This window comes from Thalassospira sp. CH_XMU1448-2 (assembly GCF_037027285.1).
GTDB classification, from domain to species: domain Bacteria; phylum Pseudomonadota; class Alphaproteobacteria; order Rhodospirillales; family Thalassospiraceae; genus Thalassospira; species Thalassospira profundimaris_C.
This window is the reverse complement of the sequence record NZ_JAYMEA010000001.1, coordinates 699,506-722,730: the sequence shown is the minus strand read 5'-3', so window position 1 is coordinate 722,730 and position 23,225 is coordinate 699,506. Positions and strand designations below refer to the sequence as shown.

Below are 23,225 nucleotides of genomic sequence, written 5' to 3'. Positions count from 1 at the left end.
CTGATCTCCTTGATTAATCGGGGGACGCAAAAATTCTGTTCTCTCTATTTCAAAAGCCGTGCCAGTTTTGAAATACAGTAAAATCAATAACTTACAAATTCCTCGCTTTGGAACATTACTTTTATCGCGACATTAATAACGTTTTTCGATAACGTTTTTCGCGAAATGGATAATTTGCAACCCATTCTGGGCGAAGACCCCGTTTTCCTGGCGGCCCTTGAACATGTTTCGCGTCTGGCGCCGATTGACCGGCCATGCCTTGTCATTGGCGAACGCGGCTCGGGCAAGGAACTGATAGCGGCCCGCCTGCATTACCTGTCACGTCGCTGGGGCGGCCCGCTGGTCAAGGTCAATTGCGCCGCCCTCTCCGAGACCCTGCTTGATACCGAACTGTTTGGCCACGAAGCCGGGGCCTTTACCGGGGCGACCAAACGCCATATCGGGCGCTTTGAACGCGCGCACGGCGGCACCATCATTCTTGATGAAATCGCCACCGCCAGCCCGGTGGTTCAGGAAAAGCTTCTGCGGGTTGTCGAATATGGCGAGATCGAACGCGTTGGCGGATCAGACGTCATTGATGTCGACACAAGGGTCATTGGTGTGACAAATGAAAATCTGCGCGAACTGGCCAAAACCGGGAAGTTCCGCGCCGATCTGCTTGATCGTCTGGCCTTTGACGTCATCGCCGTGCCGCCGCTCCGCCAAAGGTCTGATGATATATTATTGCTCGCCGAACAGTTCGCGCTCGATATGACCAAACGCCTTGGCCGCACGGTTTTCGCGGGTTTCTCCCGTCCTGCCGCCGAACAGCTTTTCCGCCATGACTGGCCGGGCAATATCCGTGAACTGCGCAACGCGGTCGAACGCAGCATCTATTTGGCCGAGGACGAAGAAACGCCGCTTGCCGCCATCACCCTTGATCCGTTTGACGGCATCTGGACCGAGACTGACCGCGAAACGCCGACATCCGAAACAGATATCGACCTTCCGGAACCAGACCCGAATATTGATTTCAAAACGCAGGTCGCCAAATTCGAAATCAGGCTGCTGAAACAGGCCCTTGCCAGAAACGCCAATAACCAGACCGAAGCCGCCAAGGCGCTTGATCTGAACTATCACCAGTTCCGCAGGTTGCTGGAAAAGCACGACCTGATACCCGCAAAATAACCCAACCAAGGACCAGCGGGATAGCGGCCCTACCTTAATCTGCCAACGACCGTGCAATCACCATGCGCTGAATGTCGGATGTACCTTCGTAAATCTGACAAACCCTCACATCCCGGTAAATACGTTCGACCGGGAAGTCTTTCAGATAGCCATATCCGCCATGGATCTGGATCGCGGCTGAACAAACTTCCTCGGCGATTTCGGATGCAAACATCTTGGCCATGCAGGCCTCTGTCAGGCAGGGTTTGTGATCATCGCGCAGCTCGGCCGCCCGATGGACCAGAAGCCGTGCGGCATCGATCTTGGTTGCCATATCGGCAAGGCGGAATGCCACGGCCTGATGTTCGATGATCTTTTTGCCGAATGTTTCGCGTTCATTGGCGTAATCGCGCGCGGCTTCAAACGCGGCACGCGCCATGCCGACCGACTGGGCCGCAATACCGATACGCCCGCCCTCAAGATTGGCCAGCGCGATTTTATAGCCCTGCCCTTCAACGCCCAGCATGTTTTCGCCGGGCACCCGGCATTCGACAAAGGTGATCTGACAGGTATCCGATGCGTTTTGGCCCAGCTTTTCCTCAACCCGGGACACGACATAGCCCGGCGTATCGGTTGGCACGATAAAGGCTGAAATACCGCGCTTTCCGGCTTCCGGATCGGTTACGGCAAAGACTATTGCCAAATCGCCTTCGGAACCCGACGTGATGAATTGCTTGGACCCGTTGATGATCCAGTCATTGCCATCACGCACGGCGCGTGTCTTAAGCGCACTGGCATCCGATCCGGCCTGCGGTTCGGTCAGACAAAAGGCACCGATTTTTTCGCCCTGCGCCATCGGGACCAGGAATTTCTGTTTCTGTTCTTCGGTACCGAATTTCAGGATCGGCATACAGCCGACCGAATTATGCACCGACATGATGGTGGACGTGGCCCCGTCACCGGCGGCAATTTCTTCGAGTGCCAGGGCATAGGCGACATGATCCATGCCCGCCCCGCCATATTCATCAGGGACCAGCATGCCCAGAAAGCCAAGCTCGCCCAGCCCGGCAATGGCCTCGGCCGGGAAGGTATGATGGGCATCCCATTTTGCGGCATTGGGTTTGAGTTCATTTTCGGCGAACTCGCGCGCGGTATCGCGCACCATGATCTGATGTTCTTCCAACCGCATGGCGGCACTCCTCCCATTTGGGCGATGCACCGGCCATGCGATCAGATCAGATTTTGATCCCGTGGATCAGGCCGGGCTTATTCTTCGCCCTGAACAAACTTGTCCTGTTTTGCGTCGAAACGCCACAGGATGCCTTCTTTCATTCCGTACCACCAACCATGCAGGTTGAGATCGCCGGCCTCGACCCGTTCCTTGATGAACGGGAACGTCATAAGGTTTTCAAGCGAATTACGGATCGAATGACGCGACACCTTGTCAACATCCGGTCCGTGATGCAGACAGCATTTCGCCATGCTGACCCATTCACCGATAAAGTCGCGCTCCGGCACCTTGCCAGCCTCGCCATGCTCGACCAGCGCCTGAATACCACCACAGGCCGAGTGACCCAGAATGACGATATCCTTGACCTTGAGATCACGAACCGCGAATTCGATTGCCGCCGACGTGCCGTGATAGTTTTCATCGGGCTCATAGGGCGGCACAAGGTTTGCGACGTTACGCACCACAAACATCTCGCCCGGTTCTGCATTGGTCAGGATGGCCGGATCGACACGAGAATCCGAACATGCAATCAGCAGAACTTCCGGCCTCTGACCCATATTGACCAGATCTTCCACCCGTTCAGGACGCTGTTCGTAATACATCGCCTTGAAGCTTTTAAACCCGGCAAGCATCCGGTCGACTGTCGGTTTGGACATCAGCGAATTCCCTTATCCTCGTCAATCACTCTGGCGACAAAATAAGGTGAATTCGCGCAAGTTGGTAGTTCTCATTTGATCCAATTTGAATCGTTCTAAACAACCTGTTTTCGCGCCCGCAACCAGTGTGCAACATGCCTTCCGGAACCTTGCGCAACAGGCAACAGCACAGCATCATGCCCAAGCAGCCCGTAAACGCCCCTGATCAAAACTCTGCCTGTTTCGGAAATCCCTCCCCGATTATTTGGTCAAAAGCCCTGGAACTAGAAGCGATCTGCGCGCAGAACCTGACAATCACTGATCGCGACAACGCCGATATGACGGTCAACCACCTCAAAGGCGGCTTCGAGCATGGCGTCAAGTTTCTCGGCACGGATGATACAAACAACCTGCACCATGCCGCCACCGCGCGTCACGGTGTCATCGCGGCGCCAACTACCCGAACGCCCCGAACCACCAAGAACGGGCAGAACCGAATATCCGGTCACCCCTGCCCCCTCAAGCGCCTGACGCAACCTGCTTTCCATAATGGCCTCGATAATGATCGCCACGCGCTTGGCATCATGTTTTTCCATATTTTCAGCCTCCGTGAATAGCGCTGGCCATCGCAAGGTAAAGCGGAATGCCAAGCGTCAGGTTGAAGGGGAAGGTGACGCCAAGCGACAGCGTAAGATAGACAGACGGATTGGCTTCGGGCAGGGCGACACGCATGGCAGCTGGAACAGCTATGTAGCTGGCCGACGCCGCCAGCACCATCATAAGCACTGCACCACCAAGCGACAGGCCGATCATCAGGGCAAAGGCCAGACCAAGGCAGGAACCGATCACCGGCATCAAAACTCCGAACGCCAGCGGCCCCGGGCGCAAGACCGCCCGCCCCTGTTTGAGCCCACGCCCCGCAACCAATCCCATATCAAGCAGAAACAGACAAAGGACACCCTGAAATGGCGAGACAATCAGGGCTTCGATCTTGGCCATGCCTTCGGCCCCGGTGATCCAGCCGATCACAAAGCTGCCCACCAGAAGAACGATGGAGCCGTTAAGCAGGATTTCGCGGATCAGTGTTGCGTCCATCCGGCCCTTGCCACCCGATGATACAAGCCACAGTGCCGAGAAAATCGCAGGCGCTTCCATTGCCGCGGCAACCGCAACCATATAGCCCTCGGCAGCGATCCCGGAACTTTGAAGAACGGAGGTCGCGGCAACAAAGGTCACAATCGAGATCGAACCATAATGCCCGGCAACTGCTGCCGCATCAGTCCGGCTGAGTTGCGATATCCATCGCAACAGGGCAAAGGCAATAAAGGGCAGCACAAAGGAAAGGATGACACCTGCCATCAGTGACATGCCCAGTGTCAGATCAATACCGTTGTTTGATACCGCGACACCGCCCTTAAAGCCGATCGCAAACAGCAGATAAAGGGAGATCCCCTTGGCAACGGCTTCGGGGATTGTCAGATCGGATCGCGCGAGGGCGGCAAATACCCCCAGAACGAAGAAAAGCACGATGGGCGACAAAAGGTTCTGCGCCGCCAAGCTCAGCACGTCTTGCATGGCTGTTCCTTACGTATGAAAACCCGATGCATCGCAAGCAGAACCGATCTTGCAGCTGAGCCTGCGATAAAATCGCGATCCCGATAACAGAATCGCGATTTTATGTCACCCGAAAGGCCTATGATCCTCAATCTTCTGTTTGATCTGGTTCACATCTGCTCAAAGAAGCTCAACCGCCACAGCGGTTGCTTCGCCCCCACCGATGCAAAGTGACGCAACCCCTTTGGTCCCGCCATGGGTTTTAAGGGCATGGATCAGGGTGACCAGCAAACGCGCACCGGTCGCACCAATCGGATGACCCAGCGCACAGGCACCGCCATGCACATTGACCTTGCAGTGATCAAGTTCCAGATCACGCATGGCGGCCATGGCGACAACGGCAAAGGCCTCGTTGATTTCCCAAAGATCGACATCGTCCTTCGACCAGCCTGCCTTTGCCAGCACCTTCCTGATCGAGTCAATCGGGGCCGTCGTGAACCAGCACGGTTCCTGGGCATGGGTCGCCTGACCAACAATCTTTGCAAGCGGCTTGAGCCCGCGTTTTTCGGCTTCAGACGCGCGCATCATGACAAGGGCGGCTGCACCATCGGAAATCGATGCGGAATGGGCCGCTGTGACCGTGCCATCCTTGGCGAAAGCCGGACGCAGGGTCGGGATTTTTTCCGGCTTGGCTTTTGGCGGCTGTTCGTCGGCATCAATCGTCACTTCGCCCTTGCGGGTCGCAAAGGTCACCGGGGTGATTTCATCGGCAAAATGACCGGCAGTGGCCGCATTCTGCGCCCGGGTCAGCGAGGTGATGGCATAATCATCCTGGGCTTCGCGGGTAAAGCCGTATTTTTCGGCTGTTGCCTCGGCAAAGGTGCCCATGGAACGGCCTTTTTCATAGGCATCTTCAAGCCCATCAAGCGCCATGTGATCATAAACCATGTCGTGACCATATTTATGACCGGACCGCATTTTCGGCAAAAGGAACGGCGCATTGGTCATGCTTTCCATGCCACCAACCACCATGACGTCGGCACCACCGGCAACCAGCGTGTCATGGGCAAACATCACGGCTTTCATGCCTGATCCGCACATCTTGTTGATCGTGGTTGCACCGGCCGACCGCGGAATGCCGGCATTCCATGCGGCCTGACGCGCCGGTGCCTGTCCCTGACCAGCGGGAAGCACGTTCCCCATGATGACTTCATCAATGTCATCAGGCGAAACACCGCCGCGCTCAAGCGCTGCTTTAATCGCAACACCGCCAAGTTCGGCGGCAGTCACAGTGGCAAAGTCACCCTGCAAACCGCCCATGGCGGTACGGGCGCACGATACGATAACAATCGGATCAGAAGTGGTCATGATGGGGGTCCTTGAAGTCTTTCGGGGGATCTTTGACTTGAATATGTGAGGCCGGGGTAAAACCGCAATTACGCGGTTTCACCAAACAGTTCACGCCCAATCAGCATACGGCGGATTTCGCTCGTACCGGCGCCGATTTCATAAAGCTTGGCATCACGCAGCAACCGGCCCGTCGGATATTCGTTGATATAGCCATTACCTCCAAGGGTCTGAATGGCTTCAAGCGCCATCCAGGTGGCCTTTTCCGCCGCGTAAAGGATCACACCAGCCGCATCCTTGCGCGATGTTTCACCGCGATCACAGGCTTTGGCGACCTCATAGACATAAGCGCGGCAAGCATTCATGGTCGTATACATATCGGCGATCTTGCCCTGCATCAGCTGGAACTCGCCAATCGCCTTGCCGAACTGTTTGCGTTCATGGATATAGGGCACAACCACATCCATGCAGGCCCGCATGATCCCGGTCGGGCCAGCAGCCAGAACTGCACGTTCGTAGTCAAGGCCGCTCATCAGAACGCGCACGCCGCCATGCAGCTGACCCAGGATATTTTCTTCGGGCACTTCGCAATCTTCAAACACCAGTTCGCAGGTGTTTGAGCCCCGCATGCCCAGCTTGTCGAGCTTTTGCGCGGTCGAGAAACCCTTGAAGGTCTTTTCAATGATAAAGGCCGTAATGCCCTTGGGACCGGCATCAAGATCGGTTTTGGCATAAACCACCAGCGTGTCGGCATCCGGGCCGTTGGTGATCCACATCTTGTTGCCATTGAGGATGAAACGATCCCCCTTTTTCTCGGCGCGAAGCTTCATGGACACCACATCCGAACCAGCCCCCGGCTCGCTCATCGCAAGTGCGCCGATATGTTCACCGCTGATCAGTTTGGGCAGGTATTTGGCCTTTTGTTCGGCAGTGGCGTTGCGCTTGATCTGGTTGACGCAAAGGTTGGAATGCGCGCCGTAAGAAAGGGCAACCGAGGCAGAAGCACGGCTGATTTCTTCCATGGCGATCACATGTTCAAGATAACCAAGGCCGGTACCGCCATCTTCTTCGGGAACGGTCATGCCCAGAAGACCCAGATCACCGAATTTGCGCCACAAATCATTGGGGAACTGGTTGGTTTGATCGATCTCGGCGGCGCGCGGGGCGATTTCGGCCTCGGCAAATGAGGAAACGGTTTCGCGGATCGCATCTGCGGTCTCGCCAAGATCAAATTTCAATCCGGGAAATTCGAAAAATGCCATGGTGACGTTCCTGCCCTGACTAGGTTTGATTATTAAGTAAAATTGATCAATCTTTGGAATTATGCAGCGCTATCCAATAATTCCGGCGGCAGCTTCATGACCTTGAGCGTCTGAAGCGAGGTGGCGCACAGAACCGGTTCGCTATTCCTCATACCAAAGATATCGATGCGGGTAACAATGATCGACCGACCGCGCGAGACGACCTCGCCGACGGCACGCAACTGGTCACCCTGACCGGGTGCGACGATATTGAGCTTGTATTCGATGGTCAGCATCCCCTGATCGGTCTCGACCAGACTCCAGCCGGCAAATCCACCGGCGATATCGGCCAGACCGGCAATCAGCCCGCCATGAAAATAGCCATTATGCTGGATCAGGTCGGCCCGCGACGGCACAACGACTTCAACCCGGCCCGGTTTGACATCGGTGACACGTGCCCCGATCGACAGATTATAGGGCTGCTGGGCAAAGCGCTTGCGCACTTCGGCATCAAAATCGGGATTTTGCGGTTCGAACTGAGCCATGTCGCGGTCCTGACAGTAAAGCAATCCACCCGTCTCCGGGGGGCACCTGAGGGATGCGACTCTCTTGTAGTTAACGTTAACGTTAACGTCAAATCAAATCCGCATAGCTCTACCAATTTATCCGGGGCCGAAGTCATCCGGCATCAAGCGTCAGGTTCAATGAGCCGGGCATCATAACATCAGGCATCAGGCATCAGGCATCAGGCATCAGGCATCCAACGTCGGGCATCGGGTGGCTGGTGCCAAGTGGCGGAAGGTCGGATACAGAGGCTTGGTGCTGAGTGCTGAGTGGTGAGTGGTGAGTGGTGAGTGTTGCGTATCGACTGTTGAGTATCGAGTGCCAAGAACAGAGTGTTAAATACCGGTTGCTGAGTGTCCGGTACTACCATGGCGGCGCGTGCCGAGTGCCAAGCGACCGACGCCCCGCCCCATGCCGGGTACCGAATACCAAGGGATATGGGTATTGAGCGTTGGGTCCTGCATGCCGGAGCCGGTTGGTTGGGGCTCGGGCGGAAAGATGGAAGGCTTCGGATGTTTGCGGCACGCGGATAATAGAGGATCGCTGGCAGCTGACGGCTGACATGGTCTGCGCGAAGGATTTTAGGCAGGAGCGGCCTATGATCGACGACTAACGGCGGGAGGTGTGTGGCGGCTTACTGACGGCTGAGGATTGTCGGCTGGCAGCTGGTCGCCCGTATCACAAACCTGCTGGCGCGGACATTGCCCGTCAAACCAAGGCGCTTGTCTTGCAGACGCAATTGCACCGCCGACCAAAGTCCGGTCGGGCGGTAGCAGCACAGAAAAGCTGGCTTAATTGGTGCTCTCGCCCCAGCGCTGGATGCTGGCTTCAAGCATGTCTTTCATCGCATCTTCGGTAACCAGTTTGAGAACGGCCCGGTTAATGCGTCCCCGCAAGGCGCCGGTATTGCAGGCGGATTTATGGGACATGGTCAGATAGAGATTCTCGGTACTGACCGGGGTATCGTAACTGCGGATATTGGTGATGCGCTGACGCGCAGCAAATGCCTTGCCGGGGAATTCTTCATAGATCAGATATTCACCGCGATTATAGGTCAGCATCTTGAGCCCCTGTTCAAGGCTGGGGACTTTGGTGATGCTGAGATTTTCGACCGCATAGGCATCAAATTCCTGACCGAAACTGTTATCGATCACAGTCAGACCTTCGAGTCCCTGAAGATCGGACCATTGCCGATAGTTGAGATCAAGATTGTCCAGCGTCCAGATGACGGTTCGCGTCCCCTGAAAGGCGGGGAAAAAATAGTCCATATATTCAAGACGCGCCGCCGTCAGGAAAGCACCGGCAAGCATATCAAGCGTGCCTTCCTGCATATTGTGCTGTACCCGGCTCCAGCTTCCGGCCTGAATGACGTCGATCTCCACGCCTGCGAGTTCGCCAACCCGTTTCAGGAAGTCTGCGGCAGCACCATCAAGTGTGCGGCCATCCCCGGATTTCCAGAGATAGGGCGGATAGTCCGGATTGCCCGACGCAATAAGGCGAGTGCAATCGCGCGAGCCATCCGCATTCAAGGCATAGTGTCCGGCCTGATCATCTGCATAAGCGGCATCAATCCCGGATATCCAGGTCAATGCTGTGGTCAGGATAACTAGGATCCTTCTCATGCAGGGTCAACTCCTTGTTGCCTCGGCTGTCGCAACTCGAACTATACATATGTGGGTATACGCTACGTAAATTTCCCCACTAAGGATAGGTTCTTTGACAAAATTCTATATCTGTCGGGTCCGAAAACTCAATCAAAAGTAAAAAAGCCGACTGAAAACAGCCGGCTTTTCCACAATCTGAAATCCTGATTCCGATGCAGGTTCCACATCAGAGCAGGCAAAATTACGCCGAACGGCGTTTCATGCCCTGGCTGCCACCGCGGCCTTCGGAACGGCGCGGGCGATCACCAAAATCGCGGCGAGCACCATCACGGGCACCGGCACCATCACGACCGGCTTCACGCGGACGGAAGTTGCCGCCACGATCACCGCCACGCGGCTTGTCAGCAAAACGACGTTCTTCACGGTTGCCACCTTCGCCACGGCCTTCGCCGCGCGGACGGAAGTTGCCACCACGATTGCCACCGCGTTCTTCGCGATCACCGCGCGGCGCACGATCATCATTGTCAAAGCGCGGTTTGCGATCATTGCGGAAGTCACGGTCATCACGACGCGGACGATCCGCGAAATCACGACGGGCACCGTCACGACCAGCATCACGACCGGCATCACGCGGTGCGCCATCACGGCCACCAAAGCCGCGTGCTGCACGTTCGCCTTCGCCACGGAAACCGCCGTCGCGGAAGCCGCCATCACGGGCACCGTCACGACCGCCGCCGAAACCACGACCGCGACCAGCATCACGACCACCTTCACGGGCGCCATCACGACCACCGCCAAAGCCACCGCGACCACGGCCGCCATCACGACCGCCGCCAAAGCCGCCGCGACCGCCACCGCCACCGAAACCACGGCCACGACCACCGTCACGGCCACCACGACCACCTGCGCCAGCACCGCTTGAACGCGGCGGCGGGGCAGCATGGAATTCGTGATCTTCGTCGATGTCGACTTCCTGTTTGATCAGGCGTTCGATGTTGCGAAGCAGACGAATGTCACGCGGCTCGCAGAACGAAATTGCAGTACCTTCGGCGCTGCCACGACCGGTACGACCGATACGGTGAACATAGCTTTCCGCATCCTGCGGCAAGTCATAGTTCACAACATGGGTGATGCCCGGAACGTCAATACCACGTGCAGCAACGTCGGTTGCAATCAGAACCGGGAACTGACCATTACGGAAGTTGCGCAGGATCTTTTGACGGATGCGCTGCTGCTTGTCGCCATGGATGGCATCGCTGTCGATGTCTTCATCGCGCAGCTGGAAGGACAGCTCGTCGGCATCTGCCTTGGTTTTGGTGAAGACCAGAACACGTTCTGCATCATCACGCTTGAGTAACTGTACCAGCAGTTTGGTTTTGTCGTGACGTTTCACGAACATGCCAACCTGGGTCACGCGCTCGGTCACGCTGGACTGCGGAGCGGTTTCGACCTTGACCGGATCCTTGAGAAGACGGTCGGTCAGGTGTTTGACTTCCGGCGGCATGGTTGCCGAGAACATCACCGTCTGGTGTTTGTTCGGCAGCAGTTCAGCCACGGTCAGAACGTCTTCGGAGAAGCCCATGTCAAGCATACGGTCGGCTTCATCAAGGATGAAGACTTCGACATCGTCGAAACGAACCGTGTTGCGCGACATGTGGTCAAGAAGACGACCCGGGGTCGCAACCAGGATATCAACGCCACGGCGCAGTTCCTGAATCTGCGGGCCCATCGGCGAACCACCATAGACAACAGAAGAAAACAGGCGGATGCCTTTTTTGAAATCACGCAGGCACTGACCGATCTGGGTTGCCAGTTCGCGGGTCGGCGCAAGAATAACAGCGCGCGGCTGACCCGGTTTCGGGCGCAGCGGATTTTCAGCAAGACGCTGCAGCAATGGCAGGCAGAATGCGGCAGTTTTACCACCACCCGTATGGGAGATCCCCATAAGGTCATGCCCTTCGAGAAGTGCAGGAATCGTCGCAGCCTGGATTTCGGTCGGCGCGGAGAAACCGGCAGCTTCAACATTGCGCAGCAGGGGCTCGATGAGTTTGAGCCCTTCAAAATTCGTCATAAAGGATAGCCCTTCGTTTATCCGGTCGGCGCCATGTTCACGCCTATGGTGCCTGCTCAAACGCAGTCGAGACCGGTGCATGGCAAAGCAGCCACTGCGTCGGACCTGCATGAGAGGCAAATGATGTGAGGCCACGACGTCATCACGTCGTAACCGCCCTCGCCTTTTTCATACAGTTCCTGACAGCTGATTCTGTCTTTGCAAGCGAAGGAATGAGCCGGGTGATACAGGTGTCTGGATCAGAAGTCAATCAAAGCCCGCGCCGGGCAGCCATGCAAAAACGCGCAGTAAAAAAAGCAGATCACAAAAACGTCACGCCCGACTTACGGTTTCGTTTACATTTTAGCGCCAATAATTCAATCGCCACAATCGCTTGTAAGGGGAAAGTTATGCGGTTCCGGGTTGTTACGGGAATTTTTTCCATTCCCACTATTTGTCTTCTTGTGCTGCTTGCGATCATCGCGACAGTCGCGCTGAATTATCAAACCAGCCTTCGAAACGGCAAGTTCGAACAGATTTCGCATCTGACAGAAGGTGCAGTGACCATCGTTAACAGTTATGTCGCCAAAGCCAAAAGCGGCGAAATGACTGAAGACGAGGCAAAGACCGCGGCACTCGCCATCCTGAACGCCTATCGGTTTGACGGGGCCAACTATATCTATGCGTCTGATTACAGCCACTGCATGGTGCTTGATCCGCTCAGCCCCGAAGATGTCGGAAAATGTAATCCCGACAGCAAGGTGCGTAACATGATCGTCGATACTGCCAAGGCAGGCGGCGGCATTATCACCTATGAAACCAAGAAACCCGGTGAAGGCGACAAGCTGATCGAAAAGGCCGCTTACGTCCGCCCGATCAAGGACTGGAACTGGGCGCTTGGTGCCGGTGTCTATATGGATGACGTCCAGACCGAATTCCTGCGCATCATTCAGCGTATTGCGATTATTTCAGTGATCGCCATCGTGATTGCCGGTGTTCTGTCATGGTTTGTCGGCACCCGGATCACCAAAAGCATCGTCGGACTGAACAGCGCCATCCGCACCATTGCCGAAGGCGATTACAAGGCCCCGGTCGAAACCGAGTCCCGGTTTGTCGAGATCGGTGACATGGCAGCCGGTGTTCTGGCATTGCGTGACAAATCCGCACAGGCCCAGCAGCTTGAGGCGGATGCTGCGATCCAGAAAGACCGCGCCGAACAGGAACGGCGCAGCAATATCCGCGAGATTGCCCAGAAACTTGAAAGCGAAGTCGGCGGGATTGCCGGTGCTGTTGACCATTCGGTTCAGCGCAGCAATGAACTGGCGATCAGCATGGCGCACAATGCTGACGGCATTCTGGGACAAAGCCAGCAGGTGGCATCTGCGGCCGCAAACGTATCGCAGAATGTCGATGCCGTTGCTGCCGCGACCGAGGAACTTTCATCCTCGATCACGGAAATCAACGTTCAGATTTCCCAGATGTCGCACACGGTCGAACGGGCAACCGATGAAAGCCAGAGCGCATCGAACGATGTTGCAGGCCTGTCCGAGACGGTTGAAAAAATCAAGGAAATCATCGGCCTGATCAACGATATTGCCGGTCAGACCAACCTTCTGGCGCTCAACGCCACCATCGAGGCTGCGCGTGCAGGTGAAGCCGGCAAAGGCTTCGCCGTGGTTGCAAACGAGGTCAAAAACCTTGCCACCCAGACCGCCAAGGCAACCGACGAGATCGCAGCCCAGATCAATGACATCGTCGATGGCACCGAACGTGCGGTAACCGGCATTTCGCGGGTATCTGAGACCATCGAACAGGTCCGCACGGCCTCGACCGCCATTGCAGCCGCCATCGAGGAACAGGGGGCGGCAACACAGGAAATCTCGGGTAATGCAAACCGCAGTGCGGATGGCGTCAAACAGATTTCCTATAGCGTCGATGAAACCATGAAGAACGCGCAAAGCACGACCGATGATGCCGAGGAACTGAAATCGGCATCGGCAGAACTTTCCAGCCGTTCTGCCGAACTGACCCAGATCATCAAGCGGTTTTCTGGCGATCTTCTGAAACAGGCCGGGGATTGATTCCGCCCGGCATCAAAAGACTTGTCGTAGAAGAAGGGCCGGACGATTTTTCGTCCGGCCCTTTTCATGTCCGATATTGTCCGGAATCCCGGGCACGCCCGATGATCATTCCGCCGGAAGGTCATTTTCCTTGCGGAACGGGTGGGCCGGATAAACACCGAGAATACGGACTTCATGCGAGAAGAATTGCAGTTCTTCGAGTGCATGGCGCAGACCAAGCTGTTCGGGATGGGCTTCGACCTCGGCAAAGAACTGGGTCGCGGTGAAATGGCCTTCGACCATATAGCTTTCAAGCTTGGTCATGTTGATGCCATTGGTGGCAAAACCGCCCAATGCCTTGTAAAGGGCGGCGGCAACGTTGCGAACCCGGAAGACAAAGCTTGTCACGACCGGCGAGCCGTCATTGGGGAGTTCAAGCGGTTCGCGGGCCAGAATGATAAAGCGCGTCGTGTTATGGGCGGCGTCTTCGACCTCGGTGCGCAGAACATCAAGGCCGTAAATTTCAGCAGCCAGAACCGGGGCAATGGCGGCAATCGATTTGTCGCCGCGATCGGCGACTTCCTTGGCACAACCGGCCGTATCAGGGCCGACCACCGCATTGACACCCAGCTCCTTGCGCAGCTTGCGGCATTGACCAAGGGCGTGAACGTGGCTGTGGATTTCCTTGATGTCTTCGATCTTCGCACCGGGTACTGCGACCAGCGCATGGTTAATGCGCAGGAAGGTTTCACCGATGATATGCACACCCGATTCCGGCAGGATGTGGTGAACATCGGCCACGCGTCCGGCAAGGGTGTTATCAATCGGAATCACCGCCAGTTCGACGTCGCCTTCTTCCAATGCGCTAAAGGCGCCTTCAAAGGTCCTGTAGGGTACTGTCGTTGCACCCGGAAAGGCACGACGGGCTGCCTGATCTGAATAGGCACCGTGCATTCCCTGAAAAGCGATCCTTTGTTGCGCAGTCATCTGGCTGTTTCCTGAAGTGATATTAAAGACTTGTTTTGGCCGCCCTCAACAGACGACGGCCTGATAGAAAACCCCAATTGGGGCCCAAACTCAATTCAATGTTTAGGCCTTGCCACCCAGAACCTGCCGGGCACGTTCAAGGTCTTCGGGGGTATCAACACCCAGCGGCACACCATCGACCAGCGCCACCGCAATCACCATGCCGTTTTCAAGGGCGCGCAGCTGTTCAAGCTTTTCGCGGCTTTCAAGTTCGGCGGGCGGCAGGGATACGAAACGGTCAAGGGCCGCACGGCGATAGGTATAAAGACCGATGTGATGATAAAGCGGACCATCGCCATAGGGTGCGGTTGCGCGCGTGAAATAAAGCGCGCGCGCCACACGGCCGTTGCCAAAGGCCGCGACCGCCTTGACCACATTGGGATTGGTACGTTCTACATCGCGGGTGATTTCAGCAGCCAGCGTTGCAATATCGACCGCCGGATCATTGAGCGGTTCGAACACGGCACGAATATCCGCCGCATCAATGGTCGGCAGATCGCCCTGCACATTGACGACCGCATCATATTTGCCTTCGGGGTCGAAGGTCTGAAGGGCCTGATGAACACGATCCGAACCGCTTGGCAAATCCGGGTCGGTCAGAACCGCGATGCCGCCAGCGGCTTCGACCGCATCGGCAATTTCCTGTTCAGCACAGGCAACAAGGACCGGGCCGATTCCGGCCTCGGTTGCGCGACGCCAGACCTGAACGATCATGGGTTCACCGCAAATATCAGCCAGCGGTTTGTTCGGCAGGCGCACAGAGGCCATACGGGCAGGAATTACAACAACAGGATTGCGCGGCGTCGACATTTTGGAGCTCCGGTCAGGCATAATTTCCGTGTGTTTGATCTTGCGCAAAGCATGCCGTAACGGCGCGATGGCAAAACACGGCTAAGAATCGGCCCGACATTAGCCGGTTTTTGGGGGATGGCGAAAGACGGAATCGCTTTTCGAAGGTCACTAGACGAAAGTTTTAAAGCATCCGTTTTCGCCTTGGTGTTTAAGAAAGGTTGATGCAAATCTCTGAAACGTATAGTTTCCCACCGACCAGTTTTGCCTGCGGTGACGTTTGTGATTCTCAAAATTGAGGATTGTCAGGGAGTGCATGGGCGAACTGACCAAGATTATAATTAGAAACCTGAGAGTGATTAGGCTGTAACGGGGTCCCGTCATGAACACGATGGAAATCAACAAGATCGTCGCCGGAGTCATCTGTGCCGTACTTCTGGTAATAGTTGTCGGCAAAATTGGGGGCGCGCTGGTTCATCCTGATGAACTGGAAGCACCGGTTTATCCCTTCTCCGAGGATCTGATGGCGGGTGCGAGTCCCAATGCCGCAGCAGCATCGGCCGAGCCGGCCGGACCGGAGCCAATTCTTGCCATGTTGGCATCGGCTGATCTTGCCGAAGGCGAGAAAGTCTTCAAGAAATGCGCATCCTGCCACGATGTCGAAAAAGACGGCCCGAATAAAACCGGCCCGAATCTTTATGGAATTGTCGGTGCGGCCTTTGCGCATAAAGGCGACTTCGCCTATTCGGATAGCATGGCGAACCATGGCGGTTCCTGGGGCTTTGAAGAGCTGAACGAGTTCCTTTACAAGCCGCGCGATTACATTGACGGCACCAAAATGAGCTTTGGCGGCCTGAAAAAGGCATCGGATCGTGCTGCGGTCATTGCCTGGCTGAACAGCAAGTCTGACAGCCCTCTGCCATTCCCTGATCCGGCAGCTGCTGCTGAACAGGGTGCTGCAGAGGAAGCAGCTGCGCCTGCTGAAGGCGAAGCCACCGCGCAGTAACGGCACGGTAAAAAGTTTGAAACTGACAGATTTATCTGATCAGAGATTGATTTTTCACAGGGGACAGGTAACTGTCCCCTGTTTGCTTTTTATGGCCCGTTGCAGGCCATGAGCAACAGCATCCCTTTATGGCGGGCCAGTTGATGGCGCGCATTCTCAGGCCAAACTCACACAGGACTGCGCTTTGATGGAAAATCTCGACCGCTTTCTGGAAATCGCCCACAAACTGGCAGATGCTGCCCGCCCGGTTGTGCGCAAATATTATCGCACCCCGGTTGCGGTTGATGTGAAAGCAGATGACAGCCCGGTGACGATTGCCGATCGCGAAGTCGAACGGACCATGCGCGATATCCTGAATGCGGAATTGCCCGATCATGGCATTTTGGGCGAGGAACATGGGCGCGAGAATGTCGATGCCGAATATGTCTGGGTGCTTGATCCGATTGACGGCACCAAGTCGTTTATTTCCGGCAAGCCGAGCTTTGCGACCCTGATTGCGCTTTGCCACAATGGCAAGCCGGTCATGGGCATTATTGATCAGGCGATTACCGATGAACGCTGGGTCGGTGTGATGGGCCAGCCAAGCACCATGAACGGAACGGAAATCAGTGCGCGTGAATGCGAAACGCTGGCCAGTGCGACCTTCTTTACCACGGCCCCCGAACTGTTCCGCGACAAGGCTTTTGATGCCTATCAGGCGGTTTCGAAACAAAGCCGGATCGCAATGTATGGCGTTGATGCCTATGCCTATGGACTAACCGCACTTGGACTTGCCGATACGGTGGTTGAGATCGGTCTTCAGGCCTATGATTTTTGTGCGCTGGTGCCGGTTGTCGAGGGTGCTGGCGGTGTCATGACCGACTGGTCGGGCAAGGAGCTTACGATTGAAAGTGCCGGTGACGTGGTTGCCAGTGGCGATGCGCGCTGTCACGCCGAGGTTCTTGCCACCATCAAATCCGCGATGGCCTGATCATCTTCTGCCCCGGACATCGGCCAGACAGCAGGGGAAACCGTCGGAGTAATTGTTATTTCACGGTTTTTCGGGCACACTTGCGCGATGCAACAACCAGTCGGATCGGACGATGTTTGAGTGGGTGATCATCCTTTTTCTGGGATCGGGTCTGGCTTACGGGCTTTTTTCGCGCCGCTTGCAACGGCGTAATATCTCGTCCCCGATGATGATGGTTTTGTCCGGTGCAATCATCGCATTGCCGCTTGGCATCTGGCATGAAGCACCGATGACGGCACTGAGTGGCAGCATTCATTTTGCCACGACATTCGCCGAGATGACCCTTGCGATCATTCTGTTTCTTGATGCTGCGGTGCTGAATTTCCGCAAGGAACGGGCAGCCCAGACCCTTGCGACACGTCTTTTGCTGGTCGGGTTGCCACTGACCATTGTTGCGACCTGGGCCTTTATCGTTGGCATTGATCCGACCATCGGTCTGATCCCGGCCCTTATTCTTGCGCTGATTGTCAGCCCGACCGATGCCGCCCTTGGCCGTCCGGTGCTGGAAAATACGGATGTACCCGAAGCGGTGCGCCAGGGGATCAATATTGAAAGCGGGCTGAATGACGGGCTGGTGCTGCCGGTTTTTACCACGGCGGTTTTGCTTGAAGCCAATCTCTTGAGCAACGGGCATCAGGGCTGGGTCAAGGATGCCTTGCTTGAAATTTCCATCGGGGCGGGCATTGGCATTGCCTGTGGCTTTGTGCTTGGCAAGATCGTCAACCGGGCCGTGACGAAAGACACGATCATTGACCGGTTTGAACGCCTGCTTGGCGTTCTTGCCGCCCTTTTGATCTATCTTCTGGCTGAACAGCTTGGCGGGAACGGGTTTGTCGCGGCCTTTGCCGGGGGGCTTGCGCTTAATATCTCAAGTGACCGGGTGCGCGACACGATTGAAAGCTTTGGCGAGGCCGAGGCAGAGCTTCTGACCATGCTGACCTTCTTTGTCTTCGGGATGATTGTTGTGCCTGCGGTCTATGAAAACTGGACCTGGACGATGCTGATCTTTTCAATCGCAAGTCTTGTCATCCTGCGGCCGCTTTGTGTGTGGATCTGCATGATCGGATCGCCCTATAGCCTTGGCGAAAAGCTCTATATCGGCTGGTTCGGGCCGCGTGGCATTGCGTCCGTGATCTATATGCTGATCATGGCGACACTGGTCAGTCCGGCCCATTTCATGCCGCTATTTGCCGCAGGCACCATGATCATTTGCATCAGCGTTGTCGCCCATGGCATCAGCGCCGCACCGGCATCAAATGCGCTTGTGCGCTATCTGTCGCGCAAATCCTGATCCGGGCAAGTGGGGCGGCGGGCAAGTGGGGCGGCGAGCAATCGGGCCCCTTGCCTGTAACCTCTCGCATTCGCGTTTGACGCCCAAGCCCTTCGCCGGTTCTGGATGGATGGCCTGGCTATTGCTGGCTCAGGGCCAAACGTGCGCCAAGGGCGATGAACATCGTGCCCAAGGCGCGTTGCAGCCAGACGCCAAGCGCCTGCATCTTTTGCGCCTTTCGCCCTTTGCGTGCCTTTATCCGCATGGCGGCGGCTGCCACCATCAGAACAATGGTGCTTTCAACCAGAAGCCCGATCAGATTGACCATGCTGCCGAGCACCAGAAACTGCAGGGCCCCGTCGCCCTGCGCCGGATCGACAAATTGCGGCAGGAAGGCCATGAAGAAAATCGCGACCTTGGGATTAAGCACATCAATCATCACGCCCTGCCGCCATGCCTGAAAGGCGGTCATTGGTCTGGTGGAAATCGTGATTTCGGGGGGCGTTTCGCCATCCCCGCCGCCCGATGACTTGCGGGCAAAGCTTGCGCGCAGCGCCCCGATGCCCAGCCACACCAGATAGGCCACCCCCACCCATTTGACGATGGCAAAGGCAAGGGCCGAAGTTGCAAGGATCGCCGACAGGCCAAGGGCAGCAGCCAGCACATGGACAAAGGCCCCCGATACCACACCAAAGGTCGAAAACAGCCCGATCTTGCGCCCATGCACGGCCGTTTGCCCGACGATATAGGCCATATCAGGCCCCGGCGAAATATTGAGCAAAAAGGCCGCAATCAGAAACGGCGTATATTGCACCAGGAGATCGGTCATCAAAGCTGCTCGCGGGCGTAATAGACCAGATCGATCTCAAGCACCTTGCCACCGGCTTCAAGCACCATGTTTGAAACCTGTCCGCGATGGTGGGTCTGATGGTTGAACATATGCCCCAGAATCAGATCGCGCGGCATGGTATAGGCCCCGGCCAAAACGGACTGATAGGTCAGATCGGATGCGATGATATCCGCAGTCAGACCATCGGTGAAATCAAGGATTGCCTGATCCTGTGTGATGCGCGCTTCGTGCAATTCATCGAAATCGCCAAACAGGATGGTATCAAGCGGCATGGCAACCGGATCGCCAACCAGACGTGACAACCACAAACGATCACCGACCAGAATGTGGTTTAACGTGCGCATGATCGATGGAAAGAACGCCCGGCGCGGCGCATCAAGTTCGGATGCAGGCAGGGCTGCACAGGCCTCATAAACATGCCGGTTGGCCCAGGCGTTATAGCTGGCCAGTCGCTGAAAATAGGCGACACTGTTCATTCTGATCTCCGCTTGCGGGCGCATATGACGCGCTCAGGGCTTCACACTGCCAGGATTGGTGGTCGGGTTGATCGCCGGTTTGGTCGCCGGGGCGGCGGCAACCTGTTCAAGAACGGTGGCTGCCGGTTTTGGAACACGTTTGGTCAGAATAACCACATTGCCGACCAGTGTCAGGCCAACACCCCAGATGATATGCGACGTCCAGTGGAAATCCTCAAACCAGGTCGAGAGCAACAAGGCGACAACCGGGAACATCACCGAACTGTAAGCCGCCCGGTCCGGACCAATCCGGCCCAGAAGTGTAAGATAGAAACCAAAGGCCAGAACAGAACCAAACAGCGCCAGATAGACCAGTGCGGCAATGAAGCTTGGGCTGGTGTCAAAGGTGACCGGAATACCGGCAAGCCCGATATAGGCAAAGAGCAGGATCGAGCCATAAAGCATCCCGAAGGCATTGGCCTGCATAACTGGCACACCGCGCGCATGGTTGCGTGCGGACGCCATATTGCCAAGGGACGCGATGTAGGCCCCGACCAGCGACACCAGAAGGCCGATGCTGCCGCCACTTGCCAGATCAAAGGCGGCAAGATCATCGGCAAAGACCAGCGCAATCCCCGAAAGCCCGATCATCGCCCCGATCAGGGTGCGGGTTTCGGGACGGCGACGGAAAAAGATCACGCCATTGATCATGTTCATGATGACAATGGTCGAAAACACCACGGCTAGCAGACCTGATGTCAAATGCACGCTGGCGACATAGATCAGAACATAGTTTAGTGAAAACAGGCAAACGCCCAGAACAGCCATGAAGAAATGGTCACGCAGGGAAAAGCGCATCGGCAGACGACGGACCAGACACCATGCCATCAAGATCAGTGTCGCCAGCGCAAAGCGCAGGGCCACTGCAACTTCGGGCGCAACAGAAAGCTGATACTGAATGGCAATCCAGGTCGAACCCCAGATCAAGACGACTGCCGCATAAAGACCGAACATGGCCATGGTGCTCCAAAAGAATTGAAGCGGCAATTTAGGCCATATTTCAATCCGCACCAAACCAGCTTTTTTGATCCATGCATTAGGTGAGCTAATCCAAACTCACCCAAATTAATGCATGGGGCGTCAGGTTTTGGTGACCTTGTCTTTCGGATTGTCCGGTTCGGTCTTTTTGCCGGATTTTCGGGTTTTTCGGGCTTCGCCGGTTTTGGCAGTTTCGGTAGTTTCAGCAGGTTCCGCAATTTCGGCTGCTTCGGTTTTTTCAGCAGCTTGCGTAGTTTCGACGGCATCTGCGGTATCAGCGGCTTTTCCGGTTTCGGCTAGGTCGTCAGGAGCGGCCTTGTCGCTGACAGACGGAGCGCGTTGTTGGGCATCATCTTCGCCATGGGCCGCGGGGTCTGGTTCCGCCGGATCGGAATTGTCGTCATGGCTCAGGGATTTGACGGCGCTTTCACCGCGCAGTGCTAGGTTCTTTTCCGCGCGCTTGCGCTTCTGCCAGTCCTTCCAGATTTCAAGAAGTTCCGAACGCGACTGGAAAATCGGAATACGGCGTTTGGGTTTGGCTTTTTGCTGCTCGACCGCAAGGCCGACCTCGATCACGCCATGTTCGTCATCAGTCCGGCGTACGATCAGCTCGACCGTGCCATAGGCAACGCGATCGCCCAGTTCGACATCCCCGGCAAGATCACGTTTCAGGATATCGGCCACGGTCAGTCCGGCATCGTCTTCATCCACCGCAAAACCGTAAAGGCGACCGATATCGAAAATATGGGTATCGGGCGGGAAGCTGAAATCCCCGAACAGCTCGACGTCATTGGCCCCTTCGGCCGGACCGGCAAACAGCTGATCGAGCAGTTCGACATGACGGGGCGGGGTGATGATATAGACCTGATCACCGGCCTGAACAGGGCCCGCACTGTGCGGGCGCAGCGACGCCCCGTCACGCAAGATCAGACTGGGCCGTGCCCAGCGCGGAATGCGATGGCCGGTGGCAACCGCACTGGCTTCATGCACGCGATACACAACGATTTCCTGATTGGCATTGCCCGGCAATTCAAGATCGATACGATCCACCGGCCCGTGGCGCGGCGGCACGATGATGCCAAGCCACTTGGCAACGGACCGGATTGTCCAGCCCTGCAACAAAAGCGATGTGATCACGACAATGAAGGCGGTGTTGAATAAAAGCTGCCCTTCGGGCACCCCTTCGACCATCGGCACAATCGCAAGCAGGATCGAGACCGCCCCACGCAAACCGACCCACGAAATAAACGCCGTGTCATTGCGCGAGAAATTGAAAAACATCAGGCACAGCCACACCGCCACAGGCCGCGCAATAAAGACAAGAACAAGGGCCAGAACCACACCGGGAATGATCACCGCGCCAAATTCGGACGGGGTTGCCAAAAGGCCGAGCGTGACAAACATCGCGATCTGGGCAAGCCATGTGGTGACATGCTGAAAACGCCGGACGCCGACGCTCATATGCATCTTGCTGTTTCCGGCAAACAGACCGGCGACATAAACCGCCAAAAAGCCGCTGCCGCCCAGAATACTGGTCGCGCCAAACAGGCTTAGCGCACAGGCCATGGTAATGATCGGCACCAGTCCCGGTTCAAGCTTGATGCGGTTGATCATCTGAACCAGTGCATATCCACCAGCCAGACCAAACACTGCGCCAAGGCCGATCTGAAGAACAAAACGTTGCAGCAGTTCAAGGGCAATATTTTCGCCCCCGCCAAGAATGATCAGCTCGACCAGTGAAATGGTCAGAAAGACTGCCATCGGGTCGTTCGAGCCCGACTCAACTTCGAGCGTGCTGCGCGTGCGATCACGCAGATTGATGCCCCCGACCCGAAGCAGGAAAAACACCGCTGCCGCATCCGTCGAACTGACAATCGCGCCAAACAGAAGGGCCACCAACCATGGCACATCAAGCACCAGCCAGGTTACCGCCCCGATCACGCCCGTGGTAATCATCACCCCGAAGGTGGCCAGCACCAGTGATGGCCAGGCGGCTACTTTTAACGTTCTGAGCTGGGTTTCAAAACCGCTGTCAAAAAGGATCAGGGCCAGCGCAATCGAACCGATAAAATAGGCCAATGGCGCATTGTCAAACATGATGCCGCCAATGCCGTCTTCGCCCGCACCAAGACCGACAAACAGGAACACCAACAGCAAAGGCGCACCGACCCGGAAACTGACAAGGCTGGTAAAGACTGCGACCACAACCAGAATCGATGCAATCAGGATTACCAGATTCATCGATTCAATCATGTTGGGGGCTCCTTGATCAGGTGTCTGGGACTGGGTTCGGCTGGCTACTCACAAAACAATCATCGCATCAGATATTTAGGAAATTATGACTGCGTAA

20 protein-coding genes are annotated in these 23,225 nt (G+C 56.1%); 5 read left to right on the top strand and 15 right to left on the bottom strand.

The genetic code is table 11. The features are described from left to right. The first annotated feature begins 165 nt into the window (after positions 1-165). A complete protein-coding gene (gene pspF, locus WA318_RS03345; protein WP_336079985.1) occupies positions 166-1,167 on the top strand; it encodes a phage shock protein operon transcriptional activator in 1,002 nt (333 codons plus the stop codon). A 34-nt stretch (positions 1,168-1,201) separates the two neighbouring features. On the opposite strand, the gene WA318_RS03340 is transcribed toward pspF, so the two are convergent. The 9 genes from WA318_RS03340 to WA318_RS03300 all read right to left on the bottom strand — a co-directional run bounded on the left by WA318_RS03340 (position 1,202) and on the right by WA318_RS03300 (position 11,393). Then, a complete protein-coding gene (locus WA318_RS03340) occupies positions 1,202-2,335 on the bottom strand; it encodes an acyl-CoA dehydrogenase (RefSeq protein ID WP_336079984.1) in 1,134 nt (377 codons plus the stop codon). A 77-nt stretch (positions 2,336-2,412) separates the two neighbouring features. Next, the gene (locus tag WA318_RS03335) at positions 2,413-3,033 is read right to left on the bottom strand and encodes a carbonic anhydrase (protein WP_114096647.1); all 621 of its coding nucleotides are present in this window, start codon (positions 3,031-3,033) and stop codon (positions 2,413-2,415) included. Between the two features lie 263 nt (positions 3,034-3,296). Continuing rightward, positions 3,297-3,608 (bottom strand): P-II family nitrogen regulator, encoded by a 312-nt coding sequence (locus tag WA318_RS03330; RefSeq protein ID WP_114096646.1) that lies wholly within the window; start codon positions 3,606-3,608, stop codon positions 3,297-3,299. Between the two features lie 4 nt (positions 3,609-3,612). Beyond that, positions 3,613-4,587 carry a sodium-dependent bicarbonate transport family permease gene (locus WA318_RS03325; RefSeq protein ID WP_114096645.1) on the bottom strand — a complete coding sequence of 325 codons (975 nt, stop codon included), beginning with the start codon at positions 4,585-4,587 and terminating at the stop codon, positions 3,613-3,615. Positions 4,588-4,746: 159 nt separating this feature from the next. Beyond that, the gene (locus WA318_RS03320; protein ID WP_336079983.1) at positions 4,747-5,934 is read right to left on the bottom strand and encodes an acetyl-CoA C-acyltransferase; all 1,188 of its coding nucleotides are present in this window, start codon (positions 5,932-5,934) and stop codon (positions 4,747-4,749) included. Positions 5,935-6,002: 68 nt separating this feature from the next. Further along, positions 6,003-7,175 carry an isovaleryl-CoA dehydrogenase gene (locus tag WA318_RS03315; RefSeq protein ID WP_114096643.1) on the bottom strand — a complete coding sequence of 391 codons (1,173 nt, stop codon included), beginning with the start codon at positions 7,173-7,175 and terminating at the stop codon, positions 6,003-6,005. Positions 7,176-7,234: 59 nt separating this feature from the next. After that, positions 7,235-7,699, bottom strand: a complete 465-nt coding sequence (locus tag WA318_RS03310; RefSeq protein ID WP_336079982.1) for a PaaI family thioesterase — start codon at positions 7,697-7,699, stop codon at positions 7,235-7,237. Positions 7,700-8,509: 810 nt separating this feature from the next. Next, positions 8,510-9,340: a substrate-binding periplasmic protein gene (locus WA318_RS03305; RefSeq protein WP_336079981.1), complete on the bottom strand. Its 831-nt coding sequence runs from the start codon at positions 9,338-9,340 to the stop codon at positions 8,510-8,512. Between the two features lie 223 nt (positions 9,341-9,563). Then, positions 9,564-11,393, bottom strand: coding sequence for a DEAD/DEAH box helicase (locus WA318_RS03300; RefSeq protein WP_336079980.1), 1,830 nt, complete (start codon positions 11,391-11,393; stop codon positions 9,564-9,566). Between the two features lie 389 nt (positions 11,394-11,782). On the opposite strand from WA318_RS03300, the gene WA318_RS03295 reads away from it, so the two are divergent. After that, positions 11,783-13,453: a methyl-accepting chemotaxis protein gene (locus WA318_RS03295; RefSeq protein ID WP_336079979.1), complete on the top strand. Its 1,671-nt coding sequence runs from the start codon at positions 11,783-11,785 to the stop codon at positions 13,451-13,453. A 105-nt stretch (positions 13,454-13,558) separates the two neighbouring features. Here the strand turns inward: WA318_RS03295 and WA318_RS03290 are convergent, their stop codons facing one another. Next, positions 13,559-14,419 carry a prephenate dehydratase gene (locus WA318_RS03290; protein WP_114096638.1) on the bottom strand — a complete coding sequence of 287 codons (861 nt, stop codon included), beginning with the start codon at positions 14,417-14,419 and terminating at the stop codon, positions 13,559-13,561. A 102-nt stretch (positions 14,420-14,521) separates the two neighbouring features. Further along, positions 14,522-15,268, bottom strand: a complete 747-nt coding sequence (locus WA318_RS03285; protein WP_114096637.1) for a 3-deoxy-manno-octulosonate cytidylyltransferase — start codon at positions 15,266-15,268, stop codon at positions 14,522-14,524. A gap of 361 nt (positions 15,269-15,629) precedes the next feature. Here WA318_RS03285 and WA318_RS03280 point away from each other — a divergent pair, with 361 nt between their 5' ends. The 3 genes from WA318_RS03280 to WA318_RS03270 all read left to right on the top strand — a co-directional run bounded on the left by WA318_RS03280 (position 15,630) and on the right by WA318_RS03270 (position 18,553). Further along, positions 15,630-16,253, top strand: coding sequence for a c-type cytochrome (locus WA318_RS03280; RefSeq protein ID WP_114096636.1), 624 nt, complete (start codon positions 15,630-15,632; stop codon positions 16,251-16,253). Between the two features lie 187 nt (positions 16,254-16,440). Beyond that, positions 16,441-17,223 (top strand): histidinol-phosphatase, encoded by a 783-nt coding sequence (gene hisN / locus WA318_RS03275; RefSeq protein ID WP_336079978.1) that lies wholly within the window; start codon positions 16,441-16,443, stop codon positions 17,221-17,223. A 112-nt stretch (positions 17,224-17,335) separates the two neighbouring features. Continuing rightward, positions 17,336-18,553, top strand: a complete 1,218-nt coding sequence (locus WA318_RS03270; protein WP_336079977.1) for a cation:proton antiporter — start codon at positions 17,336-17,338, stop codon at positions 18,551-18,553. A gap of 118 nt (positions 18,554-18,671) precedes the next feature. Here the strand turns inward: WA318_RS03270 and WA318_RS03265 are convergent, their stop codons facing one another. The 4 genes from WA318_RS03265 to WA318_RS03250 form a co-directional block, all read right to left on the bottom strand. Further along, positions 18,672-19,361: a LysE family translocator gene (locus tag WA318_RS03265; protein ID WP_336079976.1), complete on the bottom strand. Its 690-nt coding sequence runs from the start codon at positions 19,359-19,361 to the stop codon at positions 18,672-18,674. Continuing rightward, complete coding sequence (locus tag WA318_RS03260) at positions 19,361-19,858, bottom strand: DinB family protein (protein ID WP_336079975.1); 498 nt, start codon at positions 19,856-19,858, stop codon at positions 19,361-19,363. Before WA318_RS03260 ends, WA318_RS03265 begins: the two co-directional genes overlap by 1 nt. Positions 19,859-19,891: 33 nt before the next feature. Next, entirely contained in the window at positions 19,892-20,851 is a 960-nt protein-coding gene (locus WA318_RS03255; RefSeq protein WP_336079974.1) for a DMT family transporter, read from the bottom strand. Between the two features lie 126 nt (positions 20,852-20,977). Continuing rightward, entirely contained in the window at positions 20,978-23,128 is a 2,151-nt protein-coding gene (locus WA318_RS03250) for a potassium/proton antiporter (protein WP_336079973.1), read from the bottom strand. Between the last annotated feature and the right edge of the window lie 97 nt (positions 23,129-23,225).